Raw genomic sequence first — 12,668 nt, forward strand, 5'->3', positions numbered from 1 at the left:
TAACCGATTTCTTTTTCATCTCTAGTATGTCTTCTTCTATGTAATCCCATTCTACCTTAATTAAAAACAAGAAAAAACCACATTATTCAGCGGAAACTTTCAACTTAGATGGTAAGTTTGAAGTTTTCGTGAACATGTGGTTTCAGTTATTGTAGTAATCCGTGTTCTTATTTACTTATTTTCGCTATCTTTCCTTGCTCAATATAAACTAGCAAAATAGATATATCGGCTGGGTTTACTCCGCTGATACGGCTCGCTTGGGCGATGGAAAGGGGTTCGATTTTCTTTAATTTTTCTAGGGCTTCTGTTGCTAGGCCGCTGATTGCATCATAATCGATATTTTCTGGGATTTTCTTGTCTTCCATGCGCTTCATTTTTTCTACTTGAAGGTTGGATTTTTGAATGTAGCCTTCGTATTTAATTTGAATTTCTACTTGTTCAGCGATTTCGTCGGTCACAAATGTTTCACGTGAAACAATTTGGGCGATTTTGTCGTAAGTTATTTCGGGTCGGCGGAGTAAATCTGCTGCTAGAATTCCGTCTTTTAGCTCTCCAGAACCGATTTCTTTTAGCATCGCTTGAACTTCGGCAGTTGGTTTAATGCGTGTTTTTTGTAGTCTTTCTTTTTCTGCTTCGATGGCACTTTGTTTTGCTAAAAAGCGTTCATAACGTTCGTCGCTAATTAAGCCGATTTCATGACCGATTTCTGTTAAACGTAAATCTGCATTATCATGGCGTAATAGCAAACGGTATTCGGCACGAGATGTAAGTAAACGATATGGTTCTTCGGTTCCTTTTGTTACTAAATCGTCAATTAAAACGCCGATATAAGCTTGGTCGCGACCAAGGATAACTGGTTCTTTTTCAAAGACTTTACGAGCAGCATTGATTCCTGCCATTAAGCCTTGTCCGGCTGCTTCTTCGTAACCACTTGTACCATTAATTTGGCCGGCTGTGAAAAGACCTTCGACTAATTTAGTTTCAAGTGATGGCCACAGTTGGTCTGGCATTACTGCATCATATTCGATAGCGTAGCCAACACGCATCATTTCTACATTTTCAAGACCTGGAATAGTTCTTAACATTTCGCGTTGTACTTCTTCTGGCAAACTGGTGGAAAGTCCTTGGACATACACTTCTTCGGTATTTTTGCCTTCTGGTTCAAGGAAGATTTGGTGTCTTGGTTTGTCGCTGAAACGAACAATTTTATCTTCAATGGATGGGCAATATCTTGCACCAGTGCCTTTTTTCGTTGCTGTAAACATTGGTGAACGGTGTAAGTTCGCTTGGATTATTTCATGGGTTGTTTCGTTTGTATAAGTTAACCAACACGGTAGTTGGTCAAGCAACATTTCCACCGTATCAAAGCTAAATGCTCGCGGATGGTCGTCACCCGGTTGTTCTTCTGTTTTTGAGTAGTCAATCGTACTTGATTTTACGCGCGGTGGGGTTCCAGTTTTAAAGCGGCGCAGTTCAAAACCTAGTTCTTCCAGATGCTCTGAAAGTTTCACAGAAGGTTGTTGGTTGTTTGGACCGCTGGAATAGCGCAGTTCACCAACAATAATTTCGCCACGTGAGAAAGTTCCGGTAGTAATAACAACTGTTTTCGCGTAGTAAATTGCGCCACTGTTTGTAATAACGCCTTTACACACGCCATCTTCAATCACTAAACGGTCAACAAGTCCTTGGCGCAAAGTGATATTTTCTTCTTTTTCAATTGTGTGTTTCATTTCGTGTTGGTAATCCCATTTGTCTGCTTGAGCACGTAATGCACGAACAGCCGGGCCTTTACCAGTATTTAGCATCCGCATTTGGATGTACGTTTTATCCGTGTTGCGACCCATTTCGCCACCAAGAGCATCAATTTCACGCACAACCACGCCTTTTGCTGGACCTCCAACAGAAGGATTACATGGCATAAAAGCGACCATATCTAAATTTATCGTTAACATCAGTGTTTTTGCGCCCATTCGACCACTGGCAAGACCTGCTTCTACTCCCGCATGGCCTGCACCAACAACGATGACGTCAAAAGTTCCTGCATCATAGGTTTGCATTTTATAAAAACATCTCCTAAAAAATCATTTTCCAAGGCAAAATTGATTGAACAACTGATCGAGTAATTCATCCTGGACAGAATCACCAGTAATTTCACCTAGTAAATCCCATGCACGAGTCATATCGATCTGGACAATATCCACTGGCATACCGAGCTGAATCCCTGTTGTAACGCCATTTAAAGCTTCAAGTGCTTGGTGAAGGAGCGCAATGTGTCGAACGTTCGATACATATGTTGCATCACCCGCATCAATGTCACCCGCAAAAAACAGTGTTTTAATCGCTTCTTCTAAAGCCTCTAAACCTTCATCGTTTACTAGAGAAGTGGAAACAATCGGGTTTTCCCCTGCAAGTTCACGCACTCTATTTATATCAAGCTTTGTTTCCAAATCTGTTTTATTTAAAACGACCACATAATTATGACCCGCGGCTGCTTCAAATAACGCTTCATCTTCCACTGTCAGCTCTTCGTTTTGATTTAATACTAGCAGGATAAAATCGGCATCCGCCAAGGCTTTTCTTGAACGTTCTACACCAATTTTTTCCACAATATCTTCTGTCTCACGAATTCCGGCCGTATCAATTAAACGCAGCGGAACACCGCGAACATTGACGTATTCTTCTATAATATCTCGCGTCGTCCCAGCAATATCAGTGACAATCGCTTTTTCTTCTTGAATTAGTTGGTTAAGCAAGGAGGATTTCCCAACATTTGGTCGACCAATAATAGCCGTTGCCAATCCTTCGCGGAGAATTTTCCCTTGGCTTGCTGTTTGTAAAAGTTGCTCGACGGAAGCGCGAACTAGCTCGGTTTTTTCCAGTAGCATTCGCTGGGTCATTTCCTCCACATCATCGTACTCCGGATAGTCGATATTTACTTCGACTTGCGCTAGTGCATCCAAAATTTCTTGACGTAAATTGCGAATCAACCGTGAAAGATTTCCGTCCATTTGCCGAATTGCCACGCCCATCGCCCGGTCTGTCTTGGCGCGAATTAAATCCATCACAGCCTCCGCTTGCGACAAATCAATTCTTCCATTTAAAAATGCACGCTTTGTGAATTCACCTGGTTCAGCTAAATTAGCCCCATTTCGAAGTAACAGTTGCAACACGCGGTTCACGGAAACAATTCCGCCGTGCGCGTTGATTTCTACCACATCTTCCCGTGTAAAAGTACGCGGCGCACGCATAACCGTGACCATTACTTCCTCAATTACTTCGCCGTCTTCTTTTATGTGACCGTAGTGAATGGTGTGACTTTCCGCTTCACTCAAGCTATTTTTGGCATAAAAAATACGATCCGCTATCTGAATCGCCTCTGGACCGCTTAATCTAATAATAGCAATGGCCCCTTCTCCCGGCGGTGTTGAGATTGCAGCAATAGTATCAAATTCCATTCTTTACTCATCCTTTCTCATTAGAATTTCAGCTCAAATAAGCCTTATCCTATTTTGAATAAATTTTGGCACATGATTTTGTGCATTTTCAACAACTTACGCTCCGCTTTGACCAAAGCAATTAAATTGTTAGTATTTTGAAGGTTATCCATAGACTTATTAACATATCCACAGAAAAACCATTAATAAAAATTCATCCATACCATTTTAACTTATCCACATGTGAATAACAATAGTTTTATCCTTACTAGTTAAGAAAACTTAAATTTTCTCGTTAAAGCTTTAACTTATCCTTCCACTTCCTTGGCTTTAACTCAATTCTTTTTATCTATACTAAAGTTAAAAGGAGGAGAAAAAATGAAAATACATAAATTAACTTGGGTGCTATTAATGGGGCTATTACTGCTCTCATCCTGTTCCACGAAGCAACCAAACCTATACTTGTCAGCAAATGCCGCCGCGGTTTATTCAGTCGAAAATGGCAAACCATTATATGAACAAAATGCCGATAAAGTAATGCCAATCGCAAGTTTAAGCAAACTAATGACAGCTTTTTTAATTTTAGAGGCTGTGGATAACAATGAATTATCGTGGGATGAAACACTTGACCTTGTTCGATTGGATGATCCTTCCGCCGTCTCTCTTTACGCGATTACACAAAAAAGAACGTGGTCCGTCAGGGATTTATACAACGCTATGCTCACCATGTCTGCAAATGACGCCGCAGAAACACTTGGGGACCGTTTAGACGGAGCAGATTTTCCAAAAGAAATGAATAGACAGGCTACAAAATTAGGCATGTCGAGTAGAACCAATTTTGTCAGTGCTAGCGGACTGGATGTTGACGGGAAAACGGCTGTTTCCACCACAAAGGATTTATTTTTGCTATCATCTAAATTAATTTCCACTCATCCTGAAGTGTTAGAGACAACTTCCAAACCTACCGTCACCACTGATGAAGGCGCCAAACTCGAATCCACGAACGACTTACTTGGTTCGATTCAAGGGTTAGATGGGCTGAAAACTGGTTTTACCGATGAAGCCGGCTATTGCTTTATTGGAACAGCGGAACGCGGAGGAAAACGTGTGATTTCGATTGTTTTAGATGCAGGAACCGCGGAAAAACGATTTAAAGATACGGAGAAGCTGATGGAGGTTGGATTTAAAGGACTATAGTCACATTAAAAAGGGATTTGCTTTTTAACAAATCCCTTTTTAGTAGTTTATTTTTCTTGTAAAAGCTTCATTCGTGTCATGGAATCTGCCACTTCTTCATCATGATCTATGCAGTAAAATTTAAAATCCGCTGTTTTATTAATTTTTTCGAAAGTTTTTGTCTCCGAAAATTTTATGATACTTTCTGTAAAAGTAACTAGCAGCTCATTTACATATACTTCCCATGCTTGATAATCATCATCGACTTCATTAGGGTATATTTGATTAAAAATAGCGGTCAGCTCTTCTTCACTAAAAACATAAAATGTATCGAAACATTGGTATTTCCAATCGCCTGTATTGTATTTCAATTCTTGGATTTCTTCTTCCGTTTGATAGTTTTCACCATACTTGCCATTTTGATAACGTGCCAGCGTTTCAGCAAAAGCTTTTTCCGTGTTTACGCATAAATTAATCTCAGCATATTCCGCATTACAATCAAATGCAAAAGCATAGTATGTTAACTCAGGGTTTTCTTGTAGGAACTTTTCCACCCCTTCAATTGCAAAATTAACGATTTTTTGTGTATCCACCTTCATATTGTCCTCTTCCTCTCTGTTTGTTGTCATTGGATTACTTCTCACCTTTTCATTGATTTTTTAAAGCGCAAAGATACTTTTCCATATAAACATCTTTATTTTTAGAATTATATTGCATAATAAAACGGGGATGTTCCAAAGGTATGATTGTACCAAAAAAATGATGCTCGTCATTTATTTTCGATAAAAAATTAAAATTCTCGCCGCTGCCAATGCAGTAACAGACCGAAGTATCTATCCCGCAATCTATTTGGTTTTGGAGCGATTCTAAAATAAATGGCCTCAGTGCCTCTTGTAATTTCTTATTCTCATAATAGTTGCAATTAACCTCATTGCCTTTTGCATTCATACGAACAATACCAAGTGGACAGACAAAATTCATATAAAAATCAGTATAAAAAGCCTCACAACCCCCGTATTCTGTCATAACATCATATAAAAAATCTGAGGAAGACTGGTTTATATAAAATTTATCAATAAAAATACCGGTTTCGTTTTGAAGGTGTTTTGCGTCTTCAAAAGGAACGCCTGTCACAGCAGAACCTCTCCGCGCGGGAGAACTTCCAAGGATTATCCGGCGAGGTTTAGTATCATTATAGTATTTCTGATAAAATGCTGTCGTTATTTTTTGCACTAGTTCGCTTTGATCACCAGAATATGGGTTAACGGTGCAATACCCCTCCGGCAAATCAAACGAACTATTCGCAAGCGCCTCATTAAACTGCAATATCCGTTTAGCAATAGTTGTATTTTCAGTCATGTAAATTAGCCCTCTCTGTATTTTTATTTCACAATCTGCCAAACATCCTCAAATAAATCCGCATACCCTGCTTGTTCCCACCTGCTTGCAAAATAAGGATTATGAAAATAAGTGAATGCCGTAATAATCGCGGTTCCTTGATTCGTTCGACCGCTCACTTCTTCGGCTTTTTGTGCTAAATGGGCTACGTGGTTTTTCACTAATTCTTCATTTTGTTCAATATAATCCGTATAAAGTAAAAACATTTTTCGGTCGGTTTTGTATCGTTTTTTCTTAGTATCGGCCAAGAGCCAAAGCCAGTCGTGAAGCGCATCATCTGGTGTTTGCCCTGCGTCCTGTGTCCAATCGAAAATCTCCCGCGAAGTTTCCTCTAACCAACGTAGCGCCAATTTTTGAAATAAATCCTCTTTATTTCGATAATGCTTATAAAGTGCCGCATGTGTGACGTTCAAATTACCCGCAATATCATACAGCGTCGTTTTTTCCATGCCTTTTTCGTAAATGATTTTCTCTGCCATATTTAAAATAATTTCTTGTGATAGTCTCGCCATTTTAACCCCTCGATTCAACTCATTCTTTGCTTTTTATTATACAGGAAAACAGAAAAGTTACAAATCCTTGACAAAGTAACTAAAAGGAGTATACTTCCAACTATAAAGTTACTAAAATTATAAAAAGTAACCATTTTGAATTTAAAGGAGCGAATAGATTATGACAAATAAACGTGTTGCATTTATTTTAGGGGGTTCTGGCGGTATTGGTAAGGCCGTCGTCCAAAAATTGGTCGAACAAAATTTTGCAGTTGTGGTTCATTATGCGGGTAATAAGGCTAAAGCCGAGGCGCTTGTTGAAAATATTGTGAAGTCTGGTGGAGAAGCGATTAGTGTTGGCGGCGATGTTGCTGACGAGGCGCAGATGATTCATGCATTTGATTTCATTGAAAGTCAGTTTGGCGGAATTGATGTTGTCGTTAACACGGCAGGTATTATGAAATTAAGTCCGATTGCTACTTTGGATATGGATGAATTTGACCTGATTCAGCGAACCAATGTCCGGGGCACTTTTGTTGTTTCCAAGCAAGCTGCCCTCAGAGTTCGAAATGGCGGCGCGATTATCAATTTCTCCACTTCAGTAACGCGAACCAGTTTTCCGACTTACGGGGCCTATGTTGCTAGTAAGGCCGGGGTTGAGTCGCTCACATTGATTCTGGCACGCGAGCTTCGTGGGAAAGATATAACCGTTAATGCAGTAGCACCCGGCCCGACCGCCACTCCGTTATTTTTGACTGGAAAAGACGATAAAACAATCGACAACTTAGCAAAAGCCACACCTTTAGAACGCCTAGGACAACCTGAAGATATCGCAGAAACCGTAGCATTTTTAGCCGGACCTGCACGCTGGGTGAATGGTCAAGTCATTTTCACTAATGGCGGATTAGCTTAATTAAAAAAGGAGGAAAACAGAGCTATCTGGTTTTCCTCCTTTAATTTTATTGGTCTTTTTTAATCGCTAAAACAATCAATCCCGATGCTAATAAAGTTAACGCCAAGAACAGAAAAGCCGATTGATAAGAGTTAGTCGCATTTACCAAATCCCCTATAATCATCGGTGCAAAAAAGCCACCTAAAACTCCGCCTGAGTTAATGGCCGCGTATTTCGTCGCAATATGGCTCTGTTGAAACAACTTGTGCGGCAATCCCATTAGCGTTGTAAAGGCCATGATTAGGAATATATTACATAAACACAAGCAAATAACCGATAGCGCTAATTGTTCAAATAAATACACCCCGTATACCGCAAACGCCCCAAGCACACAAAATGCGAAAATAATAATCGGCTCTTTTCCTTTGAAAAAACGACTAATAAAATAGCCACCGACAACTCCTGCAATTAAAATACACAGCCCAGCTAAAGAACTAATATAACTCACTTCGCTAATAGAAATCCCTCTAACCTCATTCAAATAAGAAGCAAGCCAACTTGTTAAACCGTAATTCGCCGCATTTATAAAAAGCGCGGATAACAAAAGAATCCACAACTGTTTATCTTTCAGAAGTTCTGAGAAAGGTACTTTGATTTTTTCTTTTTGAGCATTCAGGTCTATTTTCGGCGCTTTAGGTACGACAATTAAAATCAGAAAGCCAATCAAAATCACCGCAATACCAATCCAGTAATATGTATTGCGCCAACCTACTGATAGCAACAGTTGTGCGATTAATAATGGTCCAATAAATGCCGCAAAACCAGAGGAAGCAAGCATTGCGGACTGAGCAAAACCTCGCTTGTTTAACGGAATATGAAGTGAAATATAATTGCTGACAGACGGGGGATAACCCGCGTGTCCAAGCGCTCCGGATAAGAAACGAATAACAACCAAAAACAACAAGGAATAGCCAAAGCCAAAAATAACAAGAAATAGCCCGACAATAATAATTGATACTGCAAGAACTGGTCGTGCGCCAATCCGATTGTTTAAATACCCCATTGGAATTTGAAAAAGCGTGTAACCGAGAAAGAACGCACTTAAAATCAGTCCCTTTTGACTTGGATCAAATCCTAAGTCTTGAGAAACAGTTACAAGTGAAATTCCAATAGTATATTTATCCACGTATACACTGGTGTAGCCTATAAATAGAACAAGTAATACAATTAATGAATGTCTTTCTCCTTTGACCTGATTCATTTGAATTCACTCCACTCTTCTATAGTCCCGCCAATTGCAAAAGAGCATAACCAGATTCTTTTTCTGACTATGCTCTTTTCAAAGCTATTATCCATTTAATTTATAATAATCTAAAACCACGTCCGCAACCGATTTGGCAGCAACTAACAACGCATCTTCATCAATATCAAATTTTGGATGATGATTAAAATAAGCATTCGAAGTATTTTTCGGTTTCGCGCCAATATAGAAGAAGACTCCAGGAATTTTTTGTAAATAATAAGCAAAATCCTCTGATCCGGAAAGCATGTCGTATTCAGAAATGCCCGTTAAGTACTCGCCAACACCTTTTTGCAAACTTGCAACTACTTGTTCCGTTACTGCTGGATCGTTGTAAAGTGGTGGGTAGTCGTTCGTGTACGTTAGTTCCACCGTTACACCAAACATCGCTTCAATGCCAGCAACTATACGGTGGATTTCTGCATCCATTTTATCACGATTTTCGGTATTCATATAACGAACATCGCCTTCTAACTCCACCGCATCCTTAATAACATTAAAACTACCTTTGCCGTCAAAAGAACCAATCGTTATAACGCCAGTATCAAATGGGTTCAAACGGCGGCTCACTACTGTTTGAATGGCTGTCACAAAATAAGCGCCTGCGACAATCGCATCATTCGCCATATGTGGAGACGAACCATGCCCGCCAACACCTTGAATTTTAAGTTTAAAATAAGTGCGACCAGCCATCGCGTAGCCACTATGATAATAAACTTGTCCGCTTTCACCAAATGGAAATACGTGAATACCAAAAATTTGATCCACATCATCTAAAATACCCGACTCGACAACGCTTTTCGCTCCGCCGGGAGGTGTTTCTTCGGCATGTTGATGAACAATTTTTATCGTTCCAGGGATGTTTTCTTTTAGTTGGATTAAACAATCTGCCAAAACGAGTAAATAAGCAGTATGTCCGTCATGACCACATGCATGCATTACGCCAGGATTTTTAGATTTAAATGGCAAATCCGTTTGTTCTTCGATGGGAAGAGCATCAAAATCGGCACGTAACGCAATCGTTTTCCCCGGTTTCCCGCCTTTAATCGTTACAACAACGGCATGACCATTACCCACTTCAGTTGCAACTTCTACGTCTTTTCCTTTGTAAAAATCTTGGATGAATTTTGCGGTTTCTGCTTCATGGAACGATAATTCAGGATGTTCGTGCAAATGACGTCTAATCTGAGTGATTTCATCTTTTCGTTCCTGAAGCATATTCATTAACTTGGTACGCATGATAAATCCAACCTCCTATTCTTTTGCGGCTTTTAATTCGAGCGCTTTTTTCGCAGACGGTGTTGTTATAGCAACGGAAATAAGTGAAACGACACAAAAACCAACGTTAGTTAAAAGCCCCACCATTGCGGCTAAATCAATATTTCCAGAAAGTGCAATCACACCATAAATCGTAGCGGAAATTGCCACACCGAATGAGCCACCTAACGAACTTGCCATTTTGTAAATACCTGATGCTACTCCGACTTTATCCTCTGGAGCATTAGAAATAGCTGTATCTGTAGAAGGAGTAGCATACATACCAAGTCCAATCCCGAATAAAGCAAAACCGATAAATACAAGCACCGTATACAATGTTCCCGGAATAAAAGTGAGTGCCATTAAAGCAATACCAACAGCCGTAATTCCAGAGCCTAAAATCATTGGTTTACGCGCGCCAACTCGTTGAAGAATTTTTTCACCAATACGAATCATTCCAAGCACGCAGACAAGGTAACCGATAGAAAGTAAACCGGATTGGAATGCTGTAAAACCGCGACCAATTTGCACATAAGTATTTGCAACAACCAGTGTTCCAGCAGCTGCATTTAACAAGAAGTTGGAAAGTGTCGCACCAGTATAAGCTTTATTTTTAAATAACGAGAAATCAATAAATCCGTTCGCTTGTCGTAATTCCACCCGGAAAAATAATCCCGCAGAAATAAGGAAAACAACGAGCATTGTAATAGTAATTGGGCTTGTCCAGCCAAATGTAGCCCCACGAGTAATGATAAGGTTCAAACAAACCATTGCGATAACAAAAAGAACAAGTCCCAATGAATCAAATTTTGCTTTTGTATTTTGAACGACTTTACTTTCTGGAGTACCTTTAATAAGTAACATTCCAAGCAGTGCAAATACGATGGAAATAATGAAAATCCAGCGCCAGCCCATGTATGTTGCGATAGCTCCACCTGCGAATGAACAAATACCTGATCCACCCCATGAGCCAATCGACCAGTAACTAAGCGCTCTTTGTCTATCTGCCCCTTCAAAATAAGTTTTCATTAAGGCAAGGGTTGCTGGCATAATACAAGCAGCTGAAAGCCCTTGAATAATACGGCCGATAATAAGTAACGTCGACCCTTGAGTGACAACAAGTAACAGTGAACCGATGATACTAAGAATAAGTCCGATATAAGTTAATTTCACGCGACCAAATTTGTCAGCCATACCACCAGCTACAACGATAAAAATACCTGAAAATAGCGCGGTTAAGCTGATGGCAATACTAAGTAAATCAGAGGAAATTCCAAGGTCAGATTGCACGGCCGGAACGATATTCACCATTGATTGGGCGAAAAGCCAAAACGTGATAACCCCGAAAACAATCCCAACAATAAGTTTATTTGTACCTTTATACGCTGTTGAAGTCATTAGTTATTCTCTCCTTTTAAGTAATCTACAACACAAGCTCCCATGGCTTTTGATGCAATTAATAATGAATCTTCATTGATGTCGAATTTTGGATGATGATGCGGATAAAAATGCCCATCTGCCGGCATCGCTCCCACATAGAAAAATGAGCTCGGGCGTTCTTTTGCATAATAAGCAAAGTCTTCTGATGGTGGTTGCGGTTCACAGCGCACAACATCCGTAATTTCAGGGATTTTCGCCCCTTTAATAGATTTAACAACAAAATCAGTTAAAGCTTCGTCATTATTTAAAACAGGATAATCATTTTTGTAATCAAGTTCACAAGTAACGCCAAACATTGCCTCTATGCCACCAACGATACGGGTAATTTCTTTTTGAATAATGTTGCGTGCCTCCTCAGACATCGAACGCACATCACCTTCAAGCTCAACCGCATCCTTTATAACATTAAAACTACCTTTTCCGTCAAAAGAACCAATTGTAATCGAACCAACATCAAATGGATTTAAACGACGACTAATCACCGTTTGAACAGCTACTACAAATTCACTTGCTGCAACAATAGCATCATTTGCTAAATGCGGAGATGAGCCGTGTCCACCTTGACCTTGTACTTTAAGTTTGAAATAAGAGCGACCAGTTTGAATGGCACCCTCACGGTAGAAAACTTCACCCGTTTTCATCGTAGACATCACATGAATCCCAAGGACATTATCAACACCATCCAGCGCCCCGTCTTGAATCATTTGAATCGCGCCACCAGGAGGAGTTTCTTCCGCATGCTGATGTAAAATAACTATTTTCCCGGTTAATTCTTGTTTCATTTCAATAAGTGTTTCGCCCAAAATAAGCATGTAAGCTGTATGTCCATCGTGACCACAAGCATGCATTACACCAGGGTTTTTAGATGCAAAAGCTAGACCTGTTTCTTCTTGGATAGGAAGTGCATCAAAATCAGCACGAATTGCAAGTGTCTTGCCCGGCTTGCCTGTATCAACCGTTACTACAACGCCATTCCCACCAACATGCGTCCGCACATCGCAGTCCATTTCTTTATAAAAATCCGCAATATACTTCGCCGTATTTTCCTCTTGAAAAGAAAGTTCAGGGTGTTCATGTAAGTAACGACGAATTTCTATCATTCGATCTCGTTTTTCGTCTAGTTTTTGAAATAACTTCTCTTTCATTGTCCAAACCTCCATTTTTAATACTTCCGCTGGCCAGAACTTCCGTATTTTCACTACAACTTAATTATAAAAAAAACCAAGCGAAAAGAAGTTTACTTTTTTGCTTAGTTTTAGCTTGAAATTTTCTTCTTTTGT

At 39.8% G+C, this 12,668-nt stretch carries 11 protein-coding genes; 2 read left to right on the forward strand and 9 right to left on the reverse strand.

The window, feature by feature from the left end; genetic code table 11:
- Positions 1-167 precede the first annotated feature (167 nt).
- Complete coding sequence (gene mnmG / locus AB2Q86_RS14970) at positions 168-2,057, reverse strand: tRNA uridine-5-carboxymethylaminomethyl(34) synthesis enzyme MnmG (protein WP_003725839.1); 1,890 nt, start codon at positions 2,055-2,057, stop codon at positions 168-170.
- Between the two features lie 24 nt (positions 2,058-2,081).
- Positions 2,082-3,455 (reverse strand): tRNA uridine-5-carboxymethylaminomethyl(34) synthesis GTPase MnmE, encoded by a 1,374-nt coding sequence (gene mnmE, locus AB2Q86_RS14975; RefSeq protein WP_003727605.1) that lies wholly within the window; start codon positions 3,453-3,455, stop codon positions 2,082-2,084.
- 357 nt (positions 3,456-3,812) lie between these two features.
- Here mnmE and AB2Q86_RS14980 point away from each other — a divergent pair, with 357 nt between their 5' ends.
- The gene (locus AB2Q86_RS14980; RefSeq protein ID WP_012582263.1) at positions 3,813-4,631 is read left to right on the forward strand and encodes a D-alanyl-D-alanine carboxypeptidase PBPD2; all 819 of its coding nucleotides are present in this window, start codon (positions 3,813-3,815) and stop codon (positions 4,629-4,631) included.
- A 47-nt stretch (positions 4,632-4,678) separates the two neighbouring features.
- On the opposite strand, the gene AB2Q86_RS14985 is transcribed toward AB2Q86_RS14980, so the two are convergent.
- The 3 genes from AB2Q86_RS14985 to AB2Q86_RS14995 are packed head-to-tail and all read right to left on the reverse strand — an operon-like array spanning position 4,679 to position 6,520.
- On the reverse strand, positions 4,679-5,239 hold the full coding sequence (locus AB2Q86_RS14985) for a DUF4303 domain-containing protein (RefSeq protein ID WP_012582262.1): 561 nt from the start codon (positions 5,237-5,239) through the stop codon (positions 4,679-4,681).
- A 19-nt stretch (positions 5,240-5,258) separates the two neighbouring features.
- Positions 5,259-5,969 (reverse strand): SMUG2 DNA glycosylase family protein, encoded by a 711-nt coding sequence (locus tag AB2Q86_RS14990; protein ID WP_012582261.1) that lies wholly within the window; start codon positions 5,967-5,969, stop codon positions 5,259-5,261.
- Positions 5,970-5,992: 23 nt separating this feature from the next.
- Positions 5,993-6,520, reverse strand: coding sequence for a TetR/AcrR family transcriptional regulator (locus AB2Q86_RS14995; RefSeq protein ID WP_012582260.1), 528 nt, complete (start codon positions 6,518-6,520; stop codon positions 5,993-5,995).
- A gap of 160 nt (positions 6,521-6,680) precedes the next feature.
- On the opposite strand from AB2Q86_RS14995, the gene AB2Q86_RS15000 reads away from it, so the two are divergent.
- A complete protein-coding gene (locus AB2Q86_RS15000; RefSeq protein WP_012582259.1) occupies positions 6,681-7,412 on the forward strand; it encodes an SDR family oxidoreductase in 732 nt (243 codons plus the stop codon).
- Positions 7,413-7,458: 46 nt separating this feature from the next.
- On the opposite strand, the gene AB2Q86_RS15005 is transcribed toward AB2Q86_RS15000, so the two are convergent.
- The 4 genes from AB2Q86_RS15005 to AB2Q86_RS15020 all read right to left on the reverse strand — a co-directional run bounded on the left by AB2Q86_RS15005 (position 7,459) and on the right by AB2Q86_RS15020 (position 12,548).
- Entirely contained in the window at positions 7,459-8,652 is a 1,194-nt protein-coding gene (locus AB2Q86_RS15005; RefSeq protein ID WP_012582258.1) for an MFS transporter, read from the reverse strand.
- A gap of 87 nt (positions 8,653-8,739) precedes the next feature.
- Complete coding sequence (locus AB2Q86_RS15010; protein ID WP_003730712.1) at positions 8,740-9,930, reverse strand: M20 family metallopeptidase; 1,191 nt, start codon at positions 9,928-9,930, stop codon at positions 8,740-8,742.
- A gap of 15 nt (positions 9,931-9,945) precedes the next feature.
- Complete coding sequence (locus AB2Q86_RS15015; RefSeq protein WP_012582257.1) at positions 9,946-11,346, reverse strand: MFS transporter; 1,401 nt, start codon at positions 11,344-11,346, stop codon at positions 9,946-9,948.
- Entirely contained in the window at positions 11,346-12,548 is a 1,203-nt protein-coding gene (locus AB2Q86_RS15020; RefSeq protein WP_014598984.1) for an amidohydrolase, read from the reverse strand. The genes AB2Q86_RS15015 and AB2Q86_RS15020 overlap by 1 nt, the downstream gene beginning before the upstream one ends.
- Positions 12,549-12,668 lie beyond the last annotated feature (120 nt).

The sequence above is a fragment of the Listeria monocytogenes genome (genome assembly GCF_041765605.1).
In the GTDB taxonomy this organism is placed as follows: domain Bacteria; phylum Bacillota; class Bacilli; order Lactobacillales; family Listeriaceae; genus Listeria; species Listeria monocytogenes_D.

Coding starts and splice junctions, on each gene's coding strand:
- mnmG (WP_003725839.1), bottom strand. CDS start 2,057: ATGCAAACCTATGATGCAGGAACTTTTGACGTCATCGTTGTTGGTGCA.
- mnmE (WP_003727605.1), bottom strand. CDS start 3,455: ATGGAATTTGATACTATTGCTGCAATCTCAACACCGCCGGGAGAAGGG.
- AB2Q86_RS14980 (WP_012582263.1), top strand. CDS start 3,813: ATGAAAATACATAAATTAACTTGGGTGCTATTAATGGGGCTATTACTG.
- AB2Q86_RS14985 (WP_012582262.1), bottom strand. CDS start 5,239: ATGACAACAAACAGAGAGGAAGAGGACAATATGAAGGTGGATACACAA.
- AB2Q86_RS14990 (WP_012582261.1), bottom strand. CDS start 5,969: ATGACTGAAAATACAACTATTGCTAAACGGATATTGCAGTTTAATGAG.
- AB2Q86_RS14995 (WP_012582260.1), bottom strand. CDS start 6,520: ATGGCGAGACTATCACAAGAAATTATTTTAAATATGGCAGAGAAAATC.
- AB2Q86_RS15000 (WP_012582259.1), top strand. CDS start 6,681: ATGACAAATAAACGTGTTGCATTTATTTTAGGGGGTTCTGGCGGTATT.
- AB2Q86_RS15005 (WP_012582258.1), bottom strand. CDS start 8,652: ATGAATCAGGTCAAAGGAGAAAGACATTCATTAATTGTATTACTTGTT.
- AB2Q86_RS15010 (WP_003730712.1), bottom strand. CDS start 9,930: ATGCGTACCAAGTTAATGAATATGCTTCAGGAACGAAAAGATGAAATC.
- AB2Q86_RS15015 (WP_012582257.1), bottom strand. CDS start 11,346: ATGACTTCAACAGCGTATAAAGGTACAAATAAACTTATTGTTGGGATT.
- AB2Q86_RS15020 (WP_014598984.1), bottom strand. CDS start 12,548: ATGGAGGTTTGGACAATGAAAGAGAAGTTATTTCAAAAACTAGACGAA.